Origin of the sequence: Nonomuraea rhizosphaerae (assembly GCF_019396405.1) — a bacterium.
GTDB lineage: Bacteria > Actinomycetota > Actinomycetes > Streptosporangiales > Streptosporangiaceae > Nonomuraea > Nonomuraea rhizosphaerae.
In genome coordinates this window covers 1-21804 of the sequence record NZ_JAHKRL010000412.1, presented here as the reverse complement: position 1 = coordinate 21804, position 21804 = coordinate 1, and the positions used below count along the sequence as shown (strand labels likewise).

Sequence of the window (21804 nt, the reverse complement as noted above, 5' to 3'; positions counted from 1 at the left end):
GGCGGCGGTCACGACCGCCAGCCACGGCCGCCACTGCGGGCCACGGCGGCGGCGCGAGCGGACGCCCCGGACGGGCGGCGGAGCCTGACGAACCTGCTCGATCCGGTCGAAGACGCGCTGCTTCATGGCGAGCGGCGGATCGACGGCCACCGCCCCCGCCAGGCGGGCCGCGGTCTCGTGGAAGGTGGCCACCTCCCAGGTGCACTCCGGGCACTCGGCCAGGTGCGCCTCGAAGCGGCGGCGCTCCAGGTCGTCGTCCACGGCGTCCAGCGCGTACGCGCCGGCCAAGGTGTGCAGTTCGGACGTCATCGATCCACCCCCAGGCAGTCGCGCAGCCGGATGAGTCCGTCGCGCATCCTGGTCTTCACGGTTCCCAGCGGGGCTTTGACCAGTTCGGCGACCTCACGGTAGGAGTACCCGCCGTAGTAGGCGATGGTGACCGACTCGCGCTGCAACGGCGTCAGGCCGCCCAGGCAGCGGCGCAGGCGCTCGCGTTCGAGCTGGGCCTCGACCGATTCGGCGACCTCGTCGAAGGGCCGGTGCACCTCCATCCTGGCCACGCGCTCCTCCCGATCCAGTCCCGCCTGGGCCGAGCGGACCCGGTCGATGGCCCTGCGGTGCGCGATGGTCAGCACCCACGCCAGCGCGGACCCCTTGCCCGGCTGGTAGCGCGCGGCGCTGCGCCACACCTCGACGAGGACCTCCTGGGCGACCTCCTCGCTCTGCGCCCGGTCACGGAGCACACGCAGGACGAGGCCGAACACCCGGGGCGCCACCACCTCGTACAACCGCTCGAACGCCACCTTGTCGCCTTTGGCGACGGCCTCCATCAGGCTCTCCACCGCAGGGGGCCGATCACCCTCCTGGGTCGCCTCGCGTCCCGCCTCCATGCGCCCTCCTGCTCGCCCCGCATGACACCTGCCACAGGTGTTTCGGAGCGGGAGGCACCTCGGATGTCCCGCGAAGATTACGGTTTGCGCGCGATGCCGCACACCGCGCTGACGACCTTGCGCGGCTCGTCCCACGCGTCGCTCGGCCGCCGCCACTCCGGTGTGGGCACGACGCCCGGCTCGACCAGGTCTAGGCCCTCGAAGAAGGCGCCGATCCGCTCGGGGCCGCGCAGGTGGTAGCCGTTGGCGGCGGACTTGTTGTAGGCGCCGACGGCCTCCACCAGGGCCGGGTTGGTGTCGGTGCCGTCACTGAGCACCAGGTGGCTGCCGCTGGGCAGCGCGGACATGAGCCGGCTCACCACGCCCCACGGGTCGTCCTCGTCGGGGAGTTGCCCGGCGATGCTCAGCATCACCAGGCCGATCGGCTCGTTGAGGTCGAGCGTCTTGGCCGCGCCTTCGAGGATCAGCTCGGGGTCGCGCACGTCGGCGTCGATGTACGCGGTCACCCCCGGCTCCGTGCTGGTCAGCAGGGCGCGGGCGTGGACGAGCACGATGGGGTCGTTGTCGACGTACACGACCCGGGTCTCCGGGGCGATGGCCTGGGCGACCTGGTGGATGTTGTTGGCCGTGGGCAGCCCCGTCCCGATGTCCAGGAACTGCCGGATCCCGACCTCCTGCACCAGGAACGTCACCGCGCGGATCAGGAACTCCCGCTGCAGCCTCGCCACCTCGGCGAAGTCCGGGAACGTCCGGAGCAGCAGCTCACCGGCCTCGCGGTCGGGGGCGAAATTGTCCTTGCCGCCGAGCAGGTAGTTCCAGACCCGGGCTGAGTGGGGGATGGTGGTGTCGATGCGATCCCAGGCGGACTGGCCGGTCGAACTCTCATCACCCATGACACTCCAACCCTCATGGTCGTACGCGTGCAAGAACCACTTTAGTGCCCTGTTGGGGGATTACGGGTAAGACGACTTACCGTCAAGAAGCCGCGATGACCTCGACCTCCAGCAACCAGGCGCTGTCGAAGATCTCCGCGATGATCACCGTCAGTGCCGGGGCGTGATCGCCGAGCACCTCTCTGCGCACGGCTCCGTTGACGTCCGCGTACCGGCGATCCGACAGGAACGTGGTCACCTTGACCAGCGAGGACACCCCGAGACCCGCCTCGTGGAGAGCGGCGGTGATGTTGGCCCAGACGAGCCTGCACTGCTCCTCGAACCCCTCGGGAACCTCGCCCGCGGCGGTCTGCGGGATCTGCCCGCTGACGAACAGCAACCTGGAGGCGCCCTCGACCGCCAGCGCCTGACTGTAGCCGCCGAGGGGCGCCGGAGCGGCGGCGGCGTTGACCGGAATGAGTTTGATCACCCTTGCTCTCTACCAGAGGCCCCGGTGGAAAACCCAACGACTTTTCCGCACCCCCGGTGATAGACCTGGCGAACGTGACAGAAGAGCTGCGGGTGGCCGCGTACGCCGTGTGCATCGACGACGACCGGGTCCTGCTGGCCCGCGGGATCGAGCCCGACGGCCCTCTGTGGACGCTTCCCGGCGGCGGCCTGGACCACGGCGAGGACCCGCTCGACGCCGCCGTGCGCGAGGTGGCCGAGGAGACCGGCTACACCGTCGAGATCAGCAGCCTCCTCGGCATCAACACACTGCGCCAGTACTACCCGCGCCCGAACGGGGGCCAGGCCGACTTCCACGGCATCAGGATCGTCTACGCGGCCCGGGTGGTCGGCGGCACGCTCGCGCACGAGGTCGGCGGCAGCACCGACCTGGCCGCCTGGGTGGACCTCGACCGGGTGCCCGACCTGGCCCGCGTCGACCTGATCGACATCGCCCTGGAGCTGGAACGCGCCCGGCCACCCCACGGACGGCTCTGACCCCGGCCCCGGCGGACGGCCTCGGCCCACGCGGACGCCCCGGCCCACGTGGACGCCCAGCCCACGCGGACGCCCAGCCCACGCGGACGCCCAGCCCACGCGGACGTCCCGGCCCGCCCTCTTGTGCGTCCCGCCCCCCTCGATGGACAGCGGCCCGGCGAAGCGTGACAGTTGAGTCACCGGACACTCGCCTGTGAGGGACCATGACCGTTGGGCGGCGGCTGATGGCTGCGGGCTCCGGCCTGGGCGTGCACTCGCGGGTGATCCTGGTGCTGAGCGTCATGGGCTTCCTGGTGGTCGTCGGCGCGGCGGTCACGTCCGTGCTGCTCGACCGCACCACGCGGGCCACCCGGCAGCTCGTCGAGCAGGTCGAGCCGAGCAGGGCCGAGGCGTTCCGGCTGCAGACCGCGCTGGTCGACCAGGAGAGCGGCATGCGCGGATACGCCATCACCGCCGACCGGCGCTTCCTGGAGCCGTACCAGCGGGGCCTGGCCGCCGAGCGGCAGAGCACGCTGCGGCTGGCCGCGCTCGTCAAGGGCGACGACGGGCTGACGGCGGACCTGGAGGCGCTGCGCCGGGCGGCCGACGCCTGGCGCGGCACGTACGCCGAGCCGCTCCTGGCCGCCGTCGAGCCGGGCAGCCCGAAAGAGCAGGACAAGGCCATCGAGCTGCGCGGCAAGCAGGCCTTCGACCAGATACGCGCGCTGTCCGGCCGCCAGAACCGCGACCTCCAGGCGGCCAGTGACGCCGGCAAGGCCGAGCTGCTGGACGCGCAGCGGACCCGTGACCAGGTGCTGGCCGGGATGCTCGCGGCGTTCCTGCTGACCGGCGTGGCCCTGGCGGTCCTGCTCCAGCGCACCGTCGCCCGGCCGCTGCGCACGCTGGCCGCCGCCGCCCGCCACGTCGCCTCCGGCGACTTCGACCACCACATCCCCGTGCGCGGCCCCGGAGACATCAGGGCGGTGGCCGGCGACGTGGAGTCGATGCGTGAGCACATCGTCGCCGAGCTGGTCACCGCCCGGCGGCAGCGGGCGGAGCTCGACGAGCGGGCCCGCGAGCTGGCCAGGTCCAACGCCGACCTGGAGCAGTTCGCGTACGTGGCCTCCCACGACCTCCAGGAGCCGCTGCGCAAGGTGGCCTCGTTCTGCCAGATACTGGAGCAGCGTTACGCCGGCAAGCTGGACGAGCGGGGCGTCCAGTACATCCACTTCGCCGTGGACGGCGCCAAGCGCATGCAGAGCCTGATCAACGACCTGCTGACCTTCTCCCGGGTCGGCCGGCCGAAGGACACGCACAGGCAGCGGCTCTCGCTCGACCTGCCGCTCGACGCGGCGCTGGACAACCTCACGGCCGCCCTGGAGGACACCGGCGCGGTCGTCGAACGCCCGCAGGCCCTGCCCGAGGTCAGCGGTGACCTGACCCAGCTCACCATGCTGTGGCAGAACCTCGTCTCCAACGCGATCAAGTTCCGTCACCCGGATCGGCCGGCCACGGTGCGGATCACCTGCGCCGCCTGGAGCGAGTCCGGCCCGCCCGCCTGGGAGATCCGCGTCGCCGACAACGGCATCGGGATCGAGCGGCAGTACGCGGACCGGGTGTTCGTGATCTTCCAGCGGCTGCACACCCGCGACGCCTACCCGGGCACCGGGATCGGGCTGGCGCTGTGCAAGAAGATCGTGGAGTACCACGGCGGCCGGATCTGGATCGCCTCCGACCGCACCGAGGGCACCACCCTGTGCTTCACGCTCCCGCACGCCGTCACGAAGCCGGATTGAGGCCCGGATTGAGGCCTCAGTCGTGCCCCGATCCGTTAAACATGTCCCCTCCACAGCCAGTTGAGGGAGTTTGCCGGATATGGGGTCGGCTGCGGCTAACGGTTGGGCCGCAGCTTGTCGAGGTTTTGGACGATGACCGGCTCGCGCGTGGCGAGCGCCCGCGCCACGTCCCGCAACTGCCGCGCCCGGTGGACCTGGGCCCGCCAGTCCGTCCCGGTGGCCCGGTGCGCCATCTCCACCGGCACCTCCTCCACCCGGTACCCCGCCTTCAGCAGGTCGATGGTCAGCGCCGTCTCCACGCCGAACCCGTGCGCCAGCGGCCTGGCCGCCTCGAAGGCGGACCTGGTGATGCAGCGCTGCCCGTTCAGCGGCTGGGCGGCCGAGAAGCCGGTGGCCCGGCGGATGCCGTCACGGGACAGGCGGACGACGAGGCCGTGGCCGCCGAGTTTGACGCGCGTGACGAAGACGGCGATCGTCATGTCGGCCTTGCCGGACCGTACGGGTTCGATCAGGGCGGACGCGGCCCGGGCGGTCTCCCCCAGGTCGGCGTCCAGGAAGAGTAAGTGGCGTGGCGTCTCGCCGTCGAGCAGGCGCACGGCCTCGGCGCCCGACTCCATGGCCGCCGCCTTGCCGCGGTTGCGGCTGTGGCGCACCACGCGGGCGCCGGCCGCGCGCGCCACCCGGCCCGTCTGGTCGGTCGAGCCGTCGTCGACGACCACCACCAGATCGACGCCGGGCAGGCCGAGCGCGGCGGTGACGGTGGCGCCGATGCGGTCGCCCTCGTCCTTGGCCGGGATGATGACCGCGGTGTCCGTCATTTGCCCTCGGAGATGAGGAACTCCTGCGGCACCTCGTCATGCACGGTGAACACCGAGTCGAGCCCGGTCACCTGCAAGATCTTGCGTACGGCCGGTCGCGGGGCGGCGACGCCGAGCGCCCCGCCCTGCTCCTTGATGCGTTTGAGCGCGGACAGCAGCACGTTCATGCCCGTGGAGTCGCAAAAATCCACGGCGGACATGTCGATGACCACGCGGCTGGGCCCGTCCTGCAACAGCCGAGTGAACTCGGCCTGCAGGTGGGGTGCCGTATAGAGGTCGATTTCACCGGTGATGACAACGAGTGCATGGCCGGCATGTGATCGAGTCGAGACCTTGAGCTCCACATGGGCAGGCTAGCGGCGCGGAGGCTTCCGGTCACGTTGTCACGCCGATAGTGGAACCCCAGGTTTTTGTCCTGCGTTTGGGCTCCATGAAAACAGAGAGTACGCGAAGCTTGACTGTGTGACACCGGCATGGCCGGAGAGGGGGGCGGCCCGGCACCTCGTTCCCGGCCACCACTTCACCTCAGAGGGAGGGGCTGGGCGAGACCCACGGGCCCGAACAGATGAGAACAGACACATCCGAAGATCCACACCGGCAGCGACTCCGCGAACGACTGGAGGCCATCTTCATCCGCACAGAGAAGGCCACCTCATGGCATGACGAGGCGGGACGCCTGCGTAGCCTTGTCAATCACGAAGGCTTCGTCCCCGTAAGTACAAAACTGCCCGTCGAGGACATCGATTTCCTCGCCGGGGCCCGCGACGACCTGCTCACCTTTTCCGAGCTGGGTCTGCGGCTGCTCGACCTTCACCAGCCGCGCGACGCGGGCGGCATCACCAGCGACGCCGCGCATCCGATACTTCGGTGCCGGAGTTGCATGTGGCGCTGGCCGTGCCCCACGTTCCGGGCCATCTCGGAGTCGTTCGGCGCCGACCGCGAAGGCGCCGCGCTCTCGGAGCTGGCTTGACACCACTCACCTCGCCCGCGAACGCCCGCGAACGCCCACGAAGCGCTAGCCGGGCACGAGCGGTAGGCGGATCTCGAACCGGCACCCCGGCCCCTCGTTGACCACGCCGATCATGCCGTCATGCGCCTGCACGATTCCCTGCGCGATCGCCAGGCCAAGCCCGGCCCCGCCGTCCCTGGTCGGGGTCCGGGCCGCCTCGCCCCTGAAAGCCACCTCGAACACCCGGTTCAGGTCCTCCTCGGGGATCCCGCCGCAGCAGTCGCTGACCGACAGGCACGCCATCCCGGCGTCGACGGCCGTCCTCAGCACCACCGCGCGGTCTGAGGGCGTGTGCCTGATCGCGTTGACGACCAGGTTGCCCAGGGCCCGGCCGAGCGCGTTCGCGTCGGCCTGCACGGGCACCGCCTCCGCGGCCTCGGCGCTCAGCCGCACGCCCTTGGCCCGAGCCAGCGGCTCGGCGCCGGCCATCGTGTCGGCGACCAGGTCGGCCAGCCCGATCCTGACCGGTGAGAGCCGCAGCGCGCCCGCGTGAATGCGCGACAGCTCGAACAGGTCGTCGACCATCGCCGACAGCCGCTCCACCTCCAGCTTGATCTGGCCGTGGTAGCGCGCGACGGTCGCGGCGTCGGACACCACGCCGTCCTCCAGCGCCTCGGCCATCGCCCGCATGCCGGCGAGCGGGGTGCGCAGGTCGTGGCTGACCCAGGCGACCAGCTCGCGGCGCGCGTTCTCCAGGGCGCGCTCACGCGCGTACGCCTCCTCCAGGGTGTTCGCGATCGTCTGGAGCTCCGACGGCAGCCCTTGGGGCGCGACGAACGGCAGCTCGCGCACGGCCGCCACCAGCCGTCTGCTCTCCCCGGCCACCCGCCTGGCCAGGACCAGCGCCACCCCCAGCCCGACCAGCCCGCCGACGGCCACCACGCTGAGCACGAAGTCCTGGGCCGGCTGGTCGATGATCATCTTCATCGTGATCGCGACGACCCCGGCCAGCGTGGCCACGACCGAGACCACCATGGCGATGGCCAGCATGACCCCGATCGAGCGCCTGCGCAGCAGCCACATCACGCCCACGCCGACGATCGCGGCCACCAGTCCGAGCCCGGCGGTGACCGCCACGATCATCAGCATCACGGACCGCCTTCGAGAGGTTCGTACCGGTATCCCACGCCCCAGACGGTGACAATACGCCGCGGCTCTGTCGGGTCCGGCTCGATCTTCTCCCGCAGCCGCCTGACGTGCACGGTCACCGTGGACGAGTCGCCGAACGACCACCCCCACACCTGGTTGAGCAGCGCCGAGCGGCTGAACGCCTGTCGCGGGTTGCGCATGAGGTAGGCCAGCAGGTCGAACTCGCGGGCGGTCAGCATCACCTCGGCCCCGCGCAGCCGCACCTCGTGCGCGCCCACGTCCACCACCAGGTCGCCGTCACGCAGCACGCCGGTGCCGCCCGTGACGGAGGCGCCCCGGGCGCGGCGCAACACGGACTGGACCCGCAGCGCCAGCTCGCGCGGGCTGAACGGCTTGGTCACGTAGTCGTCCGCGCCGGTCTCCAGGCCGACCACGCGGTCGATCTCCTCGCCGAGCGCGGTCAGCATGATCACCGGGACCGGCCAGCGCTCCCTGAGCTTCTTGCACACCTGGAGCCCGTCGATCTTGGGCAGCATCAGGTCGAGCACCATCAGGTCGGGTGGGCTGGCCAGCGCCCGCCGCAGCGCCTCGGCGCCGTCGCCCACGCATTCGACCTCGTGACCGTCGCGCTCAAGGTATCGAGCCACCACTTCGGCCACGGTCGGGTCGTCGTCGACCACCAGGATGCGCGTGTTCACGATTTCACCGTACGGCGGACACGCAGCGAATCGGCGTTCCGTCATTGGTTCGTAAGCCTCGCGGATCATGTGCCCAGGACGTACGGTGGGCGCATGAGTCGAGTAGTCATGCTCGTTATCGGCACCCTTTTGGGTGCTTTTGTGCTGTTCAACTTCGTGCTCCCCATGCTCGGGGTGCTGCTGAAGGTCGCGCTGATCATCGGCGCCATCGGCCTTGTCCTGTTCATCGCCGTCAACGTGATCGGAAAGTCGTCCTCGTCACGGTGACCCTGTTCCTGTTCGACCCCTGGCTCATCAGCGTGACCATGGTGGCGATCATGCTCCTCGCCACCTGGGCCGCCACGCTGCTGCCCGCCGTCGGCGGCGAAGCGCCCGGCTTCCCGCTCGTCTACGCCCGGCGCACCGCTTTCCAGCGCCAGCGCGATCCCGACGCCGCCGGACGGCCGCGGCCACGAGCACCTTCACCACGCCCCGCTTCCCGTTAAGCGGGGCTCTCTTCGGCGAGCCCTGATCCGTCTTCCTCGATTGAAGGGCTCATGATCGACTCTCTCGTCTCTTTCCTGCTGGGCGTCTCCGGCGGCAACGCCGCCCTGGCCATCGTGCTGTTCACGGTGTCGGTACGCCTGCTGCTGCTTCCCCTCGGCATCCGCCAGGCCCGCGCCACGCGGGTCAAGCAGCTCCTGGCGCCCAAGGTGCGCCAGCTCCAGAAGCGCTGGTCGCGCAATCCCGAACGGCTGGCCAAGGAGATGTCCGCCCTGTACGCGAAGGAGGGCAGCTCACCTTTCGCCGGGATCCTGCCGGGCTTCGCGCAGCTTCCGTTCATGTGGGTCATGTACCGGGTCGCCACCCACCCGACCGCATTCCTCGGCCACGAATTGCTCGGCGCACCCCTCAACCAGCACGTTGCCGCAATTGCCGCTCATTACGGTCTGGTTAGCGTGCCATTTTTGGTCTTTGCTGTGGTTGTCATGCTGATCGCGGCGGTGGCGTGGTGGTCGGCCCGGAAGCTGGCCCAGACGCTCCCGGAGGACCAGCCCCAGTGGATGCGGAGAGTGACGCCGCTGATGCCGTTCGCCACGGTGCTGGCCGCGCTCTTCCTCCCGCTGGCGGCGGGGTTCTACCTGCTGATCTCCACGGCGTGGGCAGCGGGCGAGCGTGCCGTGCTGGCCGCCAGGCCAGTCTGAGCGCCCGCCGGCTACCCGGCCTCTCGCAGGGCGTGGACCTGCCCGTTCACCGCGGCATCGGGGGCGGGCAGGATCGCCCACACCGTCGTCGTGTCCCCGTCGTGGCGAACCCCCCAGCTCTCCGCGACGTACTCGACGATCCCGAGCCCCCTGCCCCCGAGCGACGACAACGTCGGACGGCCGGCGCGGGGCTCGGTGGCCGCGCCGCCATCGCTCACAGCGACTTCGATGTGATCGTCACTTCGCAGCCAGGTCACCCTGACCATGCCCGACGGCAGGGGATGGGCATGCCGCAGCGCGTTGCTGAGCAGCTCGCTCACCACCAGGACGGCATCGTCGATGGCGGCGGAGAACACACCGCAATCGTGCAGGTCAGTGCTCAGACGCTGGCGGGCGACGGCGACGCTGGACGGCGCGTACGGCAGCAGCACCACGCTTGACACACCCACCTCCCCGCTCCCAGTGCCCCCCGCGGAAGCACTCCCCGGTACGACCGAAATGCCCCGTTACTCGATCCCAGAAACCGCATCTCGATCACAGCTTGTACACATTGGACGATAGATCAGCTCAACCGTGACCACCTCGTTACCGCATCGGTGTGTCGGATCCGATAGGGGAAGCATTGCCCAACACGAGACGCATCCGCGTGCCTCCGCCGGGTCGCGAATGAGCGCTCACATCACCGCCCTGCGCCCGGGCCAGACTGCGGACGATGTAGAGCCCGAGCCCCACCCCGCCGAACCTGCGCCGGTCGCCGCTGTCGACCTGGACGAACCGCTCGAACACCCGCTCCCGGTCCGGCGCCGCGATGCCCACCCCCTCGTCGTCGACCACCACGACCACCCCGTCCTCCTCCGGCCAGGCCTCGACGCTGATCAGGCCGCCCTTCGGCGAGTACTTGAAGGCGTTCTCCAGCAGCTGGCCGAGGATGATGTCGGTGGCCAGGGCGTCGCCCCGCACGTGCGGCAGCGCCTGCGGGATCGCCACCTCGACCCGGTGCCGGTCGGACAGCACCGGCAGCCCGAGCGTGGCCGCGTGGATCCGCTCGGCCAGGTCGAACGCCTCGATGCGCACCGGCGGCTCGTCGGCGCCCGCCCTGGCGCCGAGCAGCAGATGGTCCATGAGCTGCCCGAGCGACCTGGCCCGCTCGGCGATCGTGTGCACGGCCGAGCGGCGCTCGACGTCGGTCAGTTTGTCCCAGCGCGAGTCGAGCGTGCTGGCGAACCCGCGCACGATCGTGATCGGCGTGCGCAGCTCATGGCTGGTCGTGGCCAGGAAGAGGTCCTTGGCCTCCTCCAGTTCCTTGGCCGTGGTGACGTCGCGGAAGTCGATGACCACCTCGCCGGTCTCCTCGATCTCGGCGCTGACCACGTCGAGCCAGCGCCCGCTCTCCAGCTGGAACGTCAGCTTCTCGCCGGGGCTCGGCAGCGGGAAGGGCAGCGGCCCGCCGATGACGGACCCGGCCGTGAAGCCGGTCAGCTCGGCCGCGGCCGGGTTCCACTGGCTGACCTGCCCCGCCTTCCCAAGCACCGCGATGCCGTCGGCGCTCGCGTCGAACACCGCCCGCTCGTGCGCCCGCTGCCGCACCGCCTCCTGGTAGGCCACCGCGTTGCCGACCGCGATGCCCGCGTGACCGGCCAGCAGCTCCAGCAGCTCCAGCTCCAGGTGCCCCGGCTTCTTGTCGGCGAACAACGCGTACAGCGCCCCGTACGGCCGCCCGCCCACCGCGGCCAGGCCCAGCGCGATCGTGTGCAGCCCGTCGAGCTCGGCCCACACCAGGTCACCGAGACCCTGGGACTCCAGCATGACGGTCTTCCCGGTTCGCAAGAGCTTGCCCACCAGGCTGCTGCGCAGTTCGGCGGTCGCCCCCCTGAGCGACTCGGGCAGCTGGTGAGCGCTCACCAGCCGCAGCCGCTCGTCCTCGATGAGCACGAAGCCGCCCGCGTCGGCCCCGGTCAGCTCGGTCAGGCTGGCGGCGATGCGGTCGAGCACCGCGGCCAGCTCCAGCTCGGCGTTGATGTCGCCGACGACGTCGGTGAGCCGCCGCACCAGCCTGGCCCTGCGGGCCATCCGGTTCCTGGCGGCCTCGTCGGCCTCGGTCAGGTGGTGCGTGAAGACGTACCCCGCCACGGCGCTGCCCGTGAGCAGCGCGCTCGTGTCGACCCGCAGGTCGAGCACGGTGCCGTCTCTGCGCAACCGCTTGGTGCGCAGCGACACCTGGCCGCCCGTGCGCACGCGTTCGAGCACCGCGTTGTGCTCCGCTGTCAGCTCCCCCGGCACGATCGGCGCCCTGCGGCCCAGCATCTCCTCGGCCGCCCAGCCGAAGAGCCGCTCCGCCGCCCGGTTCCAGACCAGGACGGTCTGATCCCTGTCGAGCGCGACCACTGCGTTGGGCGAGCTGGCGAGCACAGCGCGAGCGATCTCGTCGTCACTGCCTGCTCTGTCGTCACCCACACCTCCATAGTGCCTGTGGCGTGCGGCTTTCGCGGGCCGATCCGTCCGATACGCTGCGGGCACGGCCTTTCAGAGGCGGGGGAAGAAGGTGAAGGGTATGCCGAGCGGAGATCTCGACGCCCTGTTGCGGGTGACCTCCGCCACCTATCGCGGCGAAGTGCCACCGGATGTGGCCTTCGGCACCTACGACGGCGCGGTGGGCCGGTTGGTGCTAGCGGTGAGTGGCAAGGGCATCGTGGCCTGCAGCTATGAAGCGGAGAACACCGTTTTCGAGCTGGTGGTCCGACATGTGGGCTCGTTCATCGGGCCCGACCCCGGCCGGCTCGACCCGGTGCGCAGGGAGCTGGACGCGTACTTCTCGGGGCGGCTGCGCACCTTCGCGACACCGGTCGACCTGGCCATCGCCACGCCGTTCGCGCGCACGGTGCTGCAGAAGACGATGGCGGTCCCGTACGGGGGCACGGCGACGCTCAGCCAGATCGGCGAGAGCATCGGCCGGCCCCGGGCGCTGCGCGCGGTCGGCAACGCGCTCAACGCCAATCCCGTGTGCGTGGTCGTGCCGTGCCACCGGATCGTGCCCGCCGACGGCGAGCTGGGCGACTACGCGGGCGGCCAGTCCGCCAAGCGCCACCTCCTCAGCGTCGAGCAGCGCTCCCGCGCCTGACCGCTCGTTTCCGGACGCGCTTGGCCACCAGCCCGATCGCCAGCGTCACCAGGGCGGCGACGAGGGCCGCTCCCAGCGCGCCGTTCATCCACGGCTGCCGGGCGAAGCCGATGCCGTCCCGTACCGACTGCCAGAACGCGTCCCACGCGGGGACCGTCGGGGTCGAGGTCGTCAGCCAGTACGCGACGAAGCCCAGCGCCCACGGCGCCAGCATCGACCAGCGCGCGGGCGCGTGCTCGCCGGTGTTCCACCGCGACGCGCCGCCGAGCAGGAAGTAGTCCACCGCCAGCACCGCGAACATCGGCACGAACACCGCCCCGATCACCCCCAGGAACGCCCCGTACGACATCACGTCCACCACCAGCGCGATGGCCGTGGTCAGCACGCCGATGACGACCGAGATGACCCGGCGGTCCACGCGCGGCATGAGGTTCTGCAGCGACACGGTCGTGGAGTAGACGTTCGCGAACGACTGGTCGGCCTCGCGCAGCACCAGGATCGCGAAGAACAGCGCCCCGAGCGGTGCCGCCACGAACGGCCCGAACACGACCGTCCCGTCCGCCGCCACCGCCGCCGACCCGGCGATCGCCACCGCGTACACGCCCAGCCCCAGGCAGGCGACCTGCGCCAGCGTGTATCCGCCCACCACGCCCGTGAACGCCGCCCTGCTCGACCTGGAGTGCCTGGCGAAGTCGGCCGCGATCGGCACCCACGAGACCGACAACGCGATCACGTAGTCCACCGCGGGCGCGAACGCCGTCCACGAGCCGCCCGACTGCGGCGGCGCCTGCGGCAGGAAGTCCACCGCGAACCAGATCAGCGAGACGATCACCCCGGCCGTCACGTACCGCCGCAGCAGCCTGATCGATCCCAGCGGCCAGATGGTCAGCGACGTGGTCAGCACCCCCGCCACCACCACCCACACCTGGTACGGCACCGCGTCCCCGAAGATGGCCATGGCCCCCTTCGAGATCACCCACAGCTCGAACGCGCCCCACCCGATCATCTGCACGATGTTGAGCACGGTCGGGATGTACGACAGCCGGGCCCCGAACAGCCCCCGCAGCAGCACCATCGCGGGCTGCCCCGTCTGCGTCCCGGGGATGGCCGACAGCCCCACCATCGCGGTGCCGACCAGGCTGCCCACCACGGCCGCCGTCAGCGCGGCGGCCACGCTCAGCGGCTCGCCGCCGAGCGGATCGAGCAGGAACAGCGCCCCGCTGAACCCCAGCAGGCTGACCGCCAGGTTCGCCCACAGGGCGCCCTGGTCGAGCAGCCCGAGCGTCTTGGGGGGAGCCCCTTCGAGGGTCAGCGGAACTTCGTCGACGACATGCGTCATCGCACTCTCCCTACGCCGGCATTACCCGGACAGGTTCATGCGGTCGGCGACGGCCTTCGGACGCCCTCTCAGCCCGGTACGCCCCGAGCTCCCGCGATTGACTTGTGGCGCGAGCCGGGACCCGCCCAGCTCGCGCCCCCATGATGCCCCATGGGCGCCCGCACAACCACAGCGGGGCCCAGCGTCTCCTGTCGTCCACCGGGCCCGTGGTTCTGGTCAGGCCACGAACGGCGGCTGCCCGGTCTCGCTGACCATGGGGCGGCGGGCGCTCTCCCATGACTCCATGCCGCCGTCGACGTTGACCGCCTCGCGGCCGAGCTGGTTGAGCCAGGCCGCCACGCGGAACGAGCGGCCGCCGACCCGGCAGACCACGTAGACGGTCCTGTCGCCGGGCACCTCCTCGACCCGGCCCTGGATCTGCGTCATCGGGATGTGCACCGCGTCGGGCGCGTGCCCGGCGACCCATTCCTCCTGCTCCCGCACGTCGAGCAGGTAGGCGTCGTCAGGCACGTCGCGGGCCGGGATCTCGGGAACCGTCATGCCTCCATCATCTCGCGCCGCGAGTCGTACGCCGCACGCGCCTCGGCGATCTCCCGCCGGTGCAGCTCGGTCCAGGTGACCAGGGACTTGATGGTCTCGTGCAGGGTGCGGCCGAGCGGCGTCAGCGCGTAGTCGACGCGCGGCGGCACCACCGGGTGGACCGTGCGGGTGACCAGGCCGTCGCGCTCCAGGTGGCGCAGGGTCACGCTGAGCATCCGCTGGCTGACGCCGTCGATCTCGCGGCGGAGCTGGCTGAAGCGCAGGCTCTGGCAGTCGAGCAGGGCGATCACCAGCAGCGACCACTTGTCGGCCACGCGGTCGAGTATCTGCCGGACCTCGCAGTCCTCGCGCGTGTCCCACTGCCACACGTCGTAGTCGTCGTCGGAGGCGGTGCCCTCGCAGTAACCGGGTGACTTTGAAGTGCCGTCTTCCATGGAATCTCATGTTGCCGCAGGATTTTGACGGTTACAAGAGAGAACCGACTGACTGGAGGGCTCCTGTGCGTGCTTGGGGCATGCTGATCGTCCTGTGCGGGGCGATCTTCCTTGAGGGCACCGACGTCGCCATGCTGAACGTCGCCCTGCCGTCGATCCGGGCCGATCTCGGGCTGTCGACGGGGATGCTGAGCGGGGTGGTGAGCGCGTACGTGCTGGGCTGCGGCGGCTTCATCCTGCTCGGCGGGCGGGCGGCCGATCTGCTGGGCCGGCGGCGGATGTTCCTGTTGTGGCTGGGCGTGTTCACGGTCTTCTCCGGGCTGGGCGGGTTCGCGACCGAGGGGTGGGTGCTGCTGGTCGCCAGGTTCCTCACCGGGGTCGCGGCCGCGTTCATGATGCCCGCCGGGCTGTCGTTGATCACCACGACCTTCCCCGAGGGCCGGGCGCGGAACCGGGCCCTGCTCGTGTACGCCGGCACCGGCGCGGCCGGGTTCGCGCTCGGGCTGGTCATCGGCGGGCTGCTGAGCGCGGCCGGGTGGCGGTGGGTGTTCTTCGCGCCGGTGCTGCTGTCGCTGGTGATCCTGCTGGCGGCCGTCCCGCTGCTGCCCCGCCAGCCGGCGCCCCGCCGTGTCCGGGGCGGCCTGGACCTGGCGGGCGCCGCCACGGTGACCGGCGCGATGACCCTGCTGGTCTACGGTCTGGTACGGCTGGAGCACCCGTCGTCCGGCTGGGGCTGGACCGTCGGCGCCTTCGCCGCCGGGCTGTCACTGCTGGGCGCGTTCGTGGCCGTCGAACGGCGTTCCGGCCGGCCGCTGGTCCGGCTCGGCGTCCTGCGCTCGGCCCCGCTGCTGCGGGCCAACCTGACGGCGCTGCTGCTCACCGCGTCGTTCTTCGGCTTCCAGTTCCTGGTGACGCTGTATCTGCAGGAGCTGCGCGGCTGGTCCACCGTGCAGACGGGGCTGGCCCTGCTCGCCGCCGCGGCCGACGTCGTCCTCGCGCCGACGCTCACGCCCTGGCTGGTGCACCGGTTCGGCAACCTGCGGGTGATCTTCGTCGGGCTGCTGCTCGGGCTGGGGGCGTACGCGCTGTTCATGGGGCTGGGCCTGGACTGGACGTACGCGGCCATGCTGCCGTCGATGCTGCTGATCGGGCTGATGTTCGCCTTCGTGTACGGCCCGCTGACGATCGTCGCGACGGAGGACATCCGCGAGGAGGAGCAGGGGCTGGCCGGTGGTCTCCTGAACACCGCCTTCCAGTTCGGCGCCGCCCTGGGCCTGTCGCTGGTGACGGCGGTCAGCGTGGCGGCCCTGGGCGAGGCGACCTCGCCCCAGGCGGGCCTGGACGCCATCAGGACCGCCCTTTGGGTGCCCGTCGCCGCCACCCTGATCGGCGCCCTGGTCATCGCCACCGGCCTGCGCCGGCCGCCCGCCCGGATCCCCGCCGCCGAGGCCAAGGAGACGGAACCGGCCGCGGCCGTGTGACGCTCACCGGCCGCAGAGCCCGTGGACGACCCGCTCCCACGCGACGGGAGCGGGTCGCTCCGTGAGGCGGCTACTTCAGCAGGCGGGACATCCGGCGGTCGGCCAGCGGTTTCCCGCCTGTCTGGCAGGTCGGGCAGTATTGCAGCGACGAGTCGGCGAACGACACCTCCCGGATCGTGTCCCCGCACACGTCGCACGGCTGCCCGGCGCGGTTGTGCACCCGCAGCCCCGACTTCTTCTCCGCCTTCAGGTCCTTGGCCGCCAGCCCGTGCGCCCGCTCCACGGCGTCGCGGAGCGTGGTGATGATCGCCTCGTGCAGGTCGGCGACCTGCGCCTCCGTCAACGAGGAAGCGATCTTGAACGGGGACATCTTCGCCGCGTGCAGCACCTCGTCGGAGTAGGCGTTGCCGATGCCCGCGATGACCTTCTGGTCGCGCAGCAGCCCCTTGATCTGGGTGCGGTTGCCGCCCAGGATGCCCTTGAGCACGTCGACGGTGAACGCGTCGCCGAGGGGGTCGGGGCCGAGGGCGGCCACGCCGGGAACGTCCGCCGGATCTTTCGTGACATAGACGGCGAGGCGTTTCTGCGTCCCCGCCTCGGTCAGCTCGAAGCCGGGCGCCAGGCCGAGCTCGTCGGGCGCCAGCCGCACCCGTATCGCCAGCGGCCCCTTGCCCGGACGGACCGGCTTGGCGCCCGAGAGGTCGTCGCGCCAGCGCAGCCACCCCGCGCGGGCCAGGTGGATGATCAGGTGCAGCCCGTCACAGTCGAGGTCGAGGAACTTGCCGTGTCTCGACACGCCCGTGACGGTCAGCCCGCCGAGCGCGGTCACGGGCGGGTCGAACGTCTTGAGCGCCTGGAAGCCGACCACGTCGACGCCCAGGATCGTCCGGCCCACCGCCCGCTCGCGCAGGAACCCGGCCAGTGACTCGACTTCGGGAAGCTCCGGCATGCCCTAAGAGTACGGTCCTGGCGACCGCCCCCGCCGCATCCGTCCACACCCTGTGGACAACTACGGCACGTCCCAGAACGCCAACTCGTGCCGCATCCCCGCCACGAACAGCTCCTCCGCCCGCGCCGGCGGCGGATCCGCCTCGTCGATCATCTCGCCGATCCGCACGGTCAGCGCCGCGAACCCGGGATCCGCATACGTCTCCACCCAAGCCCGATACCGCGGCTCATCCGGCGGATTTTCCGCCAATATCCGTCCAAGCGTCGAATATCCCCACATACAGGGATAAAGGGCTGCAAGCCCTTCCCCATAGGAGGCGGCCGACTCCAGCAGGAAGGCCGTGTACGCCGCGCACGCCGGCCCCTTCCGCACCCCGCCGAGATCCGCCCCGAACGAGGCCGCCAACTCCCGGTGCAGGCTCAGCTCGTCGTGGAACGTGGCGTGCGCCAGATCCACCAGGTCGCCCAGATGCCCGTCCGGCGCCTGCCAGGCCAGCCGCGCGAACACCCGCACATAGTCCAGCAGGAACAGGTAATCCTGCTCCAGCCACGACCGGAACACCGGCTCCGCCAGGTCCCCGCGCCCGATCCCCGCCACGGTGGGGTGCGCGAGCTGCGCGTCGAGCAGCGGACGGCCGATCACGTGGAGCTTCTCCGAGACACTCATGGACGGCAGGCTAGTGTCGAGGGATGAGTGTGACGATCGCGGAGGAATTTCTCCTACTCGCCCACAGTGAGGACGAAGGCAAGCCCCTCATCGGCACGACCGAGCTCCACGCGGCGCTGGCCGGCGCGCTCCTGGCCGAGCTGGCGGTGCGCGAACGGGTGACCATCGAAGGAAAGACCGTGTCCGTGGTGAGCCCGGCCCCGCTGGGCGACGACGAGCTCGACGCCGTCCTCACCCGTATCGCCGAGGACCGCAAGGAACGCAAACCCGACTGGTGGGTCGGGCGCGTCAGCAGCTCCAAGCTCCGCCAGCGCCTCCTGACCCGCCTCGCCGACCGCGGCGTGCTGAGCGAGAAGCGCGGAAAGGTGCTCGGCATCTTCCCCACCACCAAGTGGCCCGAGGCCGACGGCCGCGTCGAGGCCGAGGTCAGGGAGCGCGTGAGCGCCGCACTGACCGGCGCGGCCCCCGACGCGCGCACCGCCGTGCTGATCGCGCTGCTGTACGCGTCCAAGCTGGACCGCAAGGCGTTCCCCGGCGTGGACAGGAACCGCTTCAAGGAGATCGCCGAGGGCGACTGGGCGGGCGCCGCGGTGGCCAAGGCCATCGCGGCGGTCAACGCGGCCATCATGGCCGCCGTGACGACCGCCGCCACCTCGGCCGCCACCACGGCGGGGAGCAGTTAAGGCGAGATGCCGGCACGCCGGCTCCACTGCCCCCGCACCTCTGTCCCCCGCCGTATTTCGGCGGGGGACTTCTGAGGAGAGGCCTGAGGAGAACGCCGGCCAGGAGCCGATCACCCGGCGTCGAGGATCTCCTTGGGCACCGGCTTGTCCTGCTTGATGGCGTTGAACAGCGCCAGCGCCTTCTCCCGGTCCCACTTGACCGCCTCGCCGCCACCCGCCTGCTCGGTCCCGCCGAACGGCACGACCGTCGTGACCGGGCTGTCGCCCATGGCCAGGCCGAGCGAGAGCATGTCGAACGCGCCCGTGGTGGGATCGACGGCCACCGCGTCGGTGGCGGCCATGGCCAGCGGGATCGACTGGAACGGGTTGATCAGCGTTCCGGGGCTGGCCGCCTTCTTCACCACCGCGCCGAGGAACTGCCGCTGCCGCTTGGTCCGCTCGAAGTCGGGCAGCGCGCCGCCCTTACGGGTGCGCACGTAGCCGAGCGCCTGGGCGCCGGTCAGCGTCTGCAGGCCCTTCTTGAGCTTGAGCCCGGCCTTGGGGTCGTCGACGGCCGCGCGCACGTTGATCTCGACGCCGCCCACCGCGTCGACGATGTCGACGAACCCGGCGAAGCCGATCTCCATGTAGTTGTCGATGCGCACGCCGGTGACGGTCTCGATCGTCTGGGCCAGCAGCTTGGGGCCGCCGAACGCGTACGCGGCGTTGAGCTTGTTGCGCCCCTTGCCGGGGATCGTGACGGCGGAGTCGCGGGGCAGGCTGATCAGGGTGGGCTTGTCGCTCCCGGCGGGGATGTGCAGCAGCATCATCGAGTCGGTGCGCTGGCCGACGGCCCGGCCGGTGCGCAGCTTCTGGCGTTCGGCGGCCGACAGTCCCTTGCGGCTGTCGGAGCCGACGAGCAGCCAGTTGGTGCCGGGGGTGTCGGCGGGGCGGCCCTCGTAGTCGGCGAGCACGTCGGTGTCGATGCCGCCGAGCCGCGAGTCGATCCAGAAGAACAGGCCGATGCCGGTCACCAGTAAAGCGACCAGCAGGGCGGCGACGACCTTGAGGATCGTCTTGCCCTTGATCCTGATGCCCTTGCGCGGCGGCTTGGGGCCGGACGGGTCCGGCGGGCCGTACGAGCCGGGCGGCTCGGAACGAGAGCCCAGCGGCCGGATCGGGCTCTTGCCCGAGCGTGCCTTCCCGTACACGCGTGAGCTGCGGGACTTGGGAGCGTCGGAGACCGGCGCGGCCGGCATGTGGTGCGACTGCGGCGCCTGCTGGGTTGGCGGCACCTGCTGCGGCTGTGGTATGTGCTGTGTGGGCGGAATCTGCTGCGTGGCCGGGATCCGGTGCGCGGGGGCACCTCCCGAGCGCGGGCCGTCGCTGTTCCTGCCGGGCAGCGGGCGGCCGTCGCCCGGCGAGCGCATCGCTCGCGTCCGGTCTTCCTCTGACACTTCGCCTCTTCTCCCCATGTGTTGACATAGACGCTACGTCCCAGGCCCCACCATTGCAGTCCCCTCGCCAAGGTTTTCCCAGGCAAAAGTACGCAGAACTCACTGAGAGTCACTCAGGAAACATTGCCGCCTACCACATCGTTACGTTTGATGGACTGCCCTCAGTGAAAGGATGATCGTGTCCGCCTCGGACCCATGGAATATTCGCCCGTGCGAGCGCACGGGATTTCCTAAGAGCTCACCGCGGTGAGCGCCTATCTCGGGCTGCTGGCCCTCTTCCTGCTCACCGCCGCGACGGGCTACTTCGTCGCACAGGAGTTCGCCTTCGTGGCCGCCGACCGGAGCATCCTGCGTGAGCAGGCCGCTGAGGGCGACCAGGCCGCCGAGAAGGCGCTGCAGGTGACCTCGCGCCTGTCGTTCATGCTCTCGGGCGCGCAGCTCGGCATCACGGTCACGGCACTGCTGGTCGGCTTCCTGGCCGAGCCCGCCATCTCGACACTCGTGGGTCCGCTGCTGACCGACGCCGGGTTCCCCGACGGCGCCGTCACCGGCCTTTCCGTGGCCGCGGGCGTGTTCGTCGCCACGGTCGTGCAGATGGTGCTCGGCGAGCTGGCCCCCAAGAACCTCGGCATCGCCAGGCCGGAGCCCGTCGCCAAGTTCCTGGCCGGCTCGACGCTGGTCTACCTGGCGGTGGTCGGCCCGGTGGTGCGGCTGTTCGACTCGGCGGCCACGGGGCTGCTGCGGCGTGTCGGCATCGAGCCCGTCGAGGAGGTGGAGCACGGCGCGACCCCGGAGGAGCTGTCCCGGATCATCGCCGAGTCCACCCAGGCGGGCGAGCTGCCCCCGCGGCTGTCGGAGCTGCTGGAGCGGGCGCTGGAGTTCGGCGACCGCACGGCGGAGGAGATCATGGTCCCCCGCCCCCGCGTGGTGGCCCTGCGCGACTCGCAGACGATCGAGGACCTCATCGCGGCCATGCGCGAGTGCGGCCACTCCCGCTACCCGGTGCTCGGCGGGGACGGCGACGTGGTGGGCATGACGGGCGTGCGCGAGCTGCTCAGCTCGGAGCTGGAGGACGGCCCCCTGACGGCCATCAGCAGGCAGGCGCTGCTGGTCCCCGACTCCCTGCCCCTGCCCGCGGTCCTGAACGAGATGCGCAAGGCCAAGGACGACGTCGCCTGCGTCATCGACGAGTACGGCGACCTGGCCGGCGTCATCACGGTCGAGGACCTGGCCGAGGAGCTGGTGGGCGAGCTGGTGGACGAGAACGACCCCGAGCCCGACGGCGCGGTGGAGCGGCCCGGCGGCGCCTGGGACGTGCCCGGCAAGCTCCGGCTCGACGAGGTCGAGCGCGCCACGGGCATCGCGCTGCCGGAGAGCGACGACTACGACACCCTCGGCGGCCTCATCCTGGCCCAGCTCGGCCGCATGCCGGAGCCCGGCGACACGATCACGGTGCCGATCATCCCGGACGCCGACCCGTTCGCCGACGACCACGGCGGTGAGCACCTGGCCGAGCTGACCGTCCTGTCCCTCGACCGCCGCGTCCCCGAGTGGGTCCGGCTGGCTCCGGCCCAGCACGCGGAGGCGACCACCCGATGACGATGCTCCTGCTCAGCCTGGCCCTGCTGGCGCTGAACGCCCTCTTCGTGGCGGCCGAGTTCGCCTTCGTCTCGGCGAAGCGCCACCGCCTGGAGGAGATGGCCTCCCACGGCAACCGCCTGGTTCGCTTCGCCGCCAAGTCGGCGGTCGGCGGCGGCAGGCGCCTGTCCCTCATGCTGGCCGGCGCCCCGCTCGGCATCACCCTGTGCACCCTGGGCC

General features: G+C 70.9%; 27 protein-coding genes and 1 riboswitch. Of the genes, 11 read left to right on the top strand and 16 right to left on the bottom strand.

The window, feature by feature from the left end; all coding sequences use genetic code 11:
- The 4 genes from KME77_RS21215 to KME77_RS21200 all read right to left on the bottom strand — a co-directional run.
- On the bottom strand, nucleotides 1-309 hold a 309-nt coding region (locus KME77_RS21215), incomplete at its 3' end, for a zf-HC2 domain-containing protein (RefSeq protein ID WP_219470453.1).
- Complete coding sequence (gene sigK, locus KME77_RS21210; protein ID WP_219470451.1) at nucleotides 306-890, bottom strand: ECF RNA polymerase sigma factor SigK; 585 nt, start codon at nucleotides 888-890, stop codon at nucleotides 306-308. The genes sigK and KME77_RS21215, both read right to left, overlap by 4 nt.
- 77 nt (nucleotides 891-967) lie before the next feature.
- Nucleotides 968-1783, bottom strand: coding sequence for an SAM-dependent methyltransferase (locus KME77_RS21205; protein WP_219470449.1), 816 nt, complete (start codon nucleotides 1781-1783; stop codon nucleotides 968-970).
- Between the two features lie 82 nt (nucleotides 1784-1865).
- A complete protein-coding gene (locus KME77_RS21200) occupies nucleotides 1866-2252 on the bottom strand; it encodes a RidA family protein (protein WP_219470447.1) in 387 nt (128 codons plus the stop codon).
- 74 nt (nucleotides 2253-2326) lie between these two features.
- On the opposite strand from KME77_RS21200, the gene KME77_RS21195 reads away from it, so the two are divergent.
- Both KME77_RS21195 and KME77_RS21190 read left to right on the top strand, forming a co-directional pair.
- A complete protein-coding gene (locus KME77_RS21195; RefSeq protein ID WP_308250804.1) occupies nucleotides 2327-2767 on the top strand; it encodes an NUDIX hydrolase in 441 nt (146 codons plus the stop codon).
- Nucleotides 2768-2970: 203 nt separating this feature from the next.
- Nucleotides 2971-4542, top strand: a complete 1572-nt coding sequence (locus tag KME77_RS21190) for a sensor histidine kinase (RefSeq protein ID WP_246610378.1) — start codon at nucleotides 2971-2973, stop codon at nucleotides 4540-4542.
- Nucleotides 4543-4637: 95 nt separating this feature from the next.
- Here the strand turns inward: KME77_RS21190 and KME77_RS21185 are convergent, their stop codons facing one another.
- Both KME77_RS21185 and KME77_RS21180 read right to left on the bottom strand, forming a co-directional pair.
- Complete coding sequence (locus KME77_RS21185; RefSeq protein ID WP_219470444.1) at nucleotides 4638-5360, bottom strand: glycosyltransferase family 2 protein; 723 nt, start codon at nucleotides 5358-5360, stop codon at nucleotides 4638-4640.
- Entirely contained in the window at nucleotides 5357-5704 is a 348-nt protein-coding gene (locus KME77_RS21180) for an STAS domain-containing protein (protein WP_219470442.1), read from the bottom strand. The genes KME77_RS21185 and KME77_RS21180 overlap by 4 nt, the downstream gene beginning before the upstream one ends.
- Nucleotides 5705-5925: 221 nt before the next feature.
- On the opposite strand from KME77_RS21180, the gene KME77_RS21175 reads away from it, so the two are divergent.
- On the top strand, nucleotides 5926-6330 hold the full coding sequence (locus KME77_RS21175) for a hypothetical protein (RefSeq protein ID WP_219470440.1): 405 nt from the start codon (nucleotides 5926-5928) through the stop codon (nucleotides 6328-6330).
- A 45-nt stretch (nucleotides 6331-6375) separates the two neighbouring features.
- Here KME77_RS21175 and KME77_RS21170 read toward each other — a convergent pair whose 3' ends face one another.
- Both KME77_RS21170 and KME77_RS21165 read right to left on the bottom strand, forming a co-directional pair.
- A complete protein-coding gene (locus tag KME77_RS21170) occupies nucleotides 6376-7458 on the bottom strand; it encodes a sensor histidine kinase (protein WP_219470439.1) in 1083 nt (360 codons plus the stop codon).
- Nucleotides 7458-8156, bottom strand: coding sequence for a response regulator transcription factor (locus KME77_RS21165; RefSeq protein WP_308250803.1), 699 nt, complete (start codon nucleotides 8154-8156; stop codon nucleotides 7458-7460). Before KME77_RS21165 ends, KME77_RS21170 begins: the two co-directional genes overlap by 1 nt.
- A 93-nt stretch (nucleotides 8157-8249) precedes the next feature.
- On the opposite strand from KME77_RS21165, the gene KME77_RS21160 reads away from it, so the two are divergent.
- The 3 genes from KME77_RS21160 to KME77_RS21150 are packed head-to-tail and all read left to right on the top strand — an operon-like array spanning nucleotide 8250 to nucleotide 9340.
- Nucleotides 8250-8423: a hypothetical protein gene (locus KME77_RS21160; RefSeq protein ID WP_219470458.1), complete on the top strand. Its 174-nt coding sequence runs from the start codon at nucleotides 8250-8252 to the stop codon at nucleotides 8421-8423.
- Entirely contained in the window at nucleotides 8420-8641 is a 222-nt protein-coding gene (locus KME77_RS21155) for a DUF6412 domain-containing protein (RefSeq protein ID WP_219470435.1), read from the top strand. The genes KME77_RS21160 and KME77_RS21155 overlap by 4 nt, the downstream gene beginning before the upstream one ends.
- Nucleotides 8642-8692: 51 nt before the next feature.
- Nucleotides 8693-9340: a YidC/Oxa1 family membrane protein insertase gene (locus KME77_RS21150; RefSeq protein ID WP_219470433.1), complete on the top strand. Its 648-nt coding sequence runs from the start codon at nucleotides 8693-8695 to the stop codon at nucleotides 9338-9340.
- Nucleotides 9341-9351: 11 nt separating this feature from the next.
- Here KME77_RS21150 and KME77_RS21145 read toward each other — a convergent pair whose 3' ends face one another.
- Nucleotides 9352-9783 carry an ATP-binding protein gene (locus tag KME77_RS21145; RefSeq protein ID WP_308250802.1) on the bottom strand — a complete coding sequence of 144 codons (432 nt, stop codon included), beginning with the start codon at nucleotides 9781-9783 and terminating at the stop codon, nucleotides 9352-9354.
- A 142-nt stretch (nucleotides 9784-9925) separates the two neighbouring features.
- Nucleotides 9926-11794, bottom strand: coding sequence for a PAS domain S-box protein (locus tag KME77_RS21140; RefSeq protein WP_219470429.1), 1869 nt, complete (start codon nucleotides 11792-11794; stop codon nucleotides 9926-9928).
- Nucleotides 11795-11891: 97 nt separating this feature from the next.
- On the opposite strand from KME77_RS21140, the gene KME77_RS21135 reads away from it, so the two are divergent.
- The gene (locus tag KME77_RS21135; protein WP_219470427.1) at nucleotides 11892-12458 is read left to right on the top strand and encodes a methylated-DNA--[protein]-cysteine S-methyltransferase; all 567 of its coding nucleotides are present in this window, start codon (nucleotides 11892-11894) and stop codon (nucleotides 12456-12458) included.
- Here KME77_RS21135 and KME77_RS21130 read toward each other — a convergent pair.
- The 3 genes from KME77_RS21130 to KME77_RS21120 form a co-directional block, all read right to left on the bottom strand.
- Nucleotides 12430-13797, bottom strand: a complete 1368-nt coding sequence (locus KME77_RS21130; RefSeq protein WP_219470425.1) for a purine-cytosine permease family protein — start codon at nucleotides 13795-13797, stop codon at nucleotides 12430-12432. The genes KME77_RS21135 and KME77_RS21130 overlap by 29 nt on opposite strands.
- Nucleotides 13788-13902: riboswitch (TPP riboswitch) on the bottom strand. Its footprint overlaps the gene before it by 10 nt.
- A 111-nt stretch (nucleotides 13903-14013) precedes the next feature.
- The gene (locus tag KME77_RS21125; RefSeq protein WP_219470423.1) at nucleotides 14014-14337 is read right to left on the bottom strand and encodes a rhodanese-like domain-containing protein; all 324 of its coding nucleotides are present in this window, start codon (nucleotides 14335-14337) and stop codon (nucleotides 14014-14016) included.
- A complete protein-coding gene (locus KME77_RS21120) occupies nucleotides 14334-14771 on the bottom strand; it encodes a winged helix-turn-helix transcriptional regulator (RefSeq protein ID WP_219470421.1) in 438 nt (145 codons plus the stop codon). The genes KME77_RS21125 and KME77_RS21120 overlap by 4 nt, the downstream gene beginning before the upstream one ends.
- 65 nt (nucleotides 14772-14836) lie before the next feature.
- Between KME77_RS21120 and KME77_RS21115 the strand changes: the two genes are divergently transcribed.
- Nucleotides 14837-16252: an MFS transporter gene (locus KME77_RS21115; RefSeq protein ID WP_308250801.1), complete on the top strand. Its 1416-nt coding sequence runs from the start codon at nucleotides 14837-14839 to the stop codon at nucleotides 16250-16252.
- 70 nt (nucleotides 16253-16322) lie between these two features.
- On the opposite strand, the gene KME77_RS21110 is transcribed toward KME77_RS21115, so the two are convergent.
- Both KME77_RS21110 and KME77_RS21105 read right to left on the bottom strand, forming a co-directional pair.
- Complete coding sequence (locus tag KME77_RS21110) at nucleotides 16323-17201, bottom strand: Fpg/Nei family DNA glycosylase (RefSeq protein WP_219470418.1); 879 nt, start codon at nucleotides 17199-17201, stop codon at nucleotides 16323-16325.
- Between the two features lie 60 nt (nucleotides 17202-17261).
- Nucleotides 17262-17867 carry a TenA family protein gene (locus KME77_RS21105; protein WP_219470416.1) on the bottom strand — a complete coding sequence of 202 codons (606 nt, stop codon included), beginning with the start codon at nucleotides 17865-17867 and terminating at the stop codon, nucleotides 17262-17264.
- 23 nt (nucleotides 17868-17890) lie between these two features.
- Here KME77_RS21105 and KME77_RS21100 point away from each other — a divergent pair, with 23 nt between their 5' ends.
- The gene (locus KME77_RS21100) at nucleotides 17891-18550 is read left to right on the top strand and encodes a GOLPH3/VPS74 family protein (protein ID WP_219470414.1); all 660 of its coding nucleotides are present in this window, start codon (nucleotides 17891-17893) and stop codon (nucleotides 18548-18550) included.
- A gap of 110 nt (nucleotides 18551-18660) precedes the next feature.
- On the opposite strand, the gene KME77_RS21095 is transcribed toward KME77_RS21100, so the two are convergent.
- The gene (locus KME77_RS21095; protein WP_308250800.1) at nucleotides 18661-19986 is read right to left on the bottom strand and encodes an LCP family protein; all 1326 of its coding nucleotides are present in this window, start codon (nucleotides 19984-19986) and stop codon (nucleotides 18661-18663) included.
- Between the two features lie 246 nt (nucleotides 19987-20232).
- Here KME77_RS21095 and KME77_RS21090 point away from each other — a divergent pair, with 246 nt between their 5' ends.
- The gene (locus KME77_RS21090) at nucleotides 20233-21585 is read left to right on the top strand and encodes a hemolysin family protein (RefSeq protein ID WP_219470412.1); all 1353 of its coding nucleotides are present in this window, start codon (nucleotides 20233-20235) and stop codon (nucleotides 21583-21585) included.
- Nucleotides 21582-21804 (top strand): CNNM domain-containing protein (locus KME77_RS21085; RefSeq protein ID WP_219470410.1); only part of this gene is annotated, 223 nt, incomplete at its 3' end. The genes KME77_RS21090 and KME77_RS21085, both read left to right, overlap by 4 nt.

What these genes read in the sequence shown, in the direction of transcription:
- sigK (WP_219470451.1), bottom strand. Translation starts at nt 890, where the DNA reads ATGGAGGCGGGACGCGAGGCGACCCAGGAGGGTGATCGGCCCCCTGCG.
- KME77_RS21120 (WP_219470421.1), bottom strand. Translation starts at nt 14,771, where the DNA reads ATGGAAGACGGCACTTCAAAGTCACCCGGTTACTGCGAGGGCACCGCC.
- KME77_RS21125 (WP_219470423.1), bottom strand. Translation starts at nt 14,337, where the DNA reads ATGACGGTTCCCGAGATCCCGGCCCGCGACGTGCCTGACGACGCCTAC.
- KME77_RS21205 (WP_219470449.1), bottom strand. Translation starts at nt 1,783, where the DNA reads ATGGGTGATGAGAGTTCGACCGGCCAGTCCGCCTGGGATCGCATCGAC.
- KME77_RS21160 (WP_219470458.1), top strand. Translation starts at nt 8,250, where the DNA reads ATGAGTCGAGTAGTCATGCTCGTTATCGGCACCCTTTTGGGTGCTTTT.
- KME77_RS21135 (WP_219470427.1), top strand. Translation starts at nt 11,892, where the DNA reads ATGCCGAGCGGAGATCTCGACGCCCTGTTGCGGGTGACCTCCGCCACC.
- KME77_RS21110 (WP_219470418.1), bottom strand. Translation starts at nt 17,201, where the DNA reads ATGCCGGAGCTTCCCGAAGTCGAGTCACTGGCCGGGTTCCTGCGCGAG.
- KME77_RS21185 (WP_219470444.1), bottom strand. Translation starts at nt 5,360, where the DNA reads ATGACGGACACCGCGGTCATCATCCCGGCCAAGGACGAGGGCGACCGC.
- KME77_RS21100 (WP_219470414.1), top strand. Translation starts at nt 17,891, where the DNA reads ATGAGTGTGACGATCGCGGAGGAATTTCTCCTACTCGCCCACAGTGAG.
- KME77_RS21150 (WP_219470433.1), top strand. Translation starts at nt 8,693, where the DNA reads ATGATCGACTCTCTCGTCTCTTTCCTGCTGGGCGTCTCCGGCGGCAAC.
- KME77_RS21130 (WP_219470425.1), bottom strand. Translation starts at nt 13,797, where the DNA reads ATGACGCATGTCGTCGACGAAGTTCCGCTGACCCTCGAAGGGGCTCCC.
- KME77_RS21105 (WP_219470416.1), bottom strand. Translation starts at nt 17,867, where the DNA reads ATGAGTGTCTCGGAGAAGCTCCACGTGATCGGCCGTCCGCTGCTCGAC.
- KME77_RS21190 (WP_246610378.1), top strand. Translation starts at nt 2,971, where the DNA reads ATGACCGTTGGGCGGCGGCTGATGGCTGCGGGCTCCGGCCTGGGCGTG.
- KME77_RS21175 (WP_219470440.1), top strand. Translation starts at nt 5,926, where the DNA reads ATGAGAACAGACACATCCGAAGATCCACACCGGCAGCGACTCCGCGAA.
- KME77_RS21170 (WP_219470439.1), bottom strand. Translation starts at nt 7,458, where the DNA reads ATGCTGATGATCGTGGCGGTCACCGCCGGGCTCGGACTGGTGGCCGCG.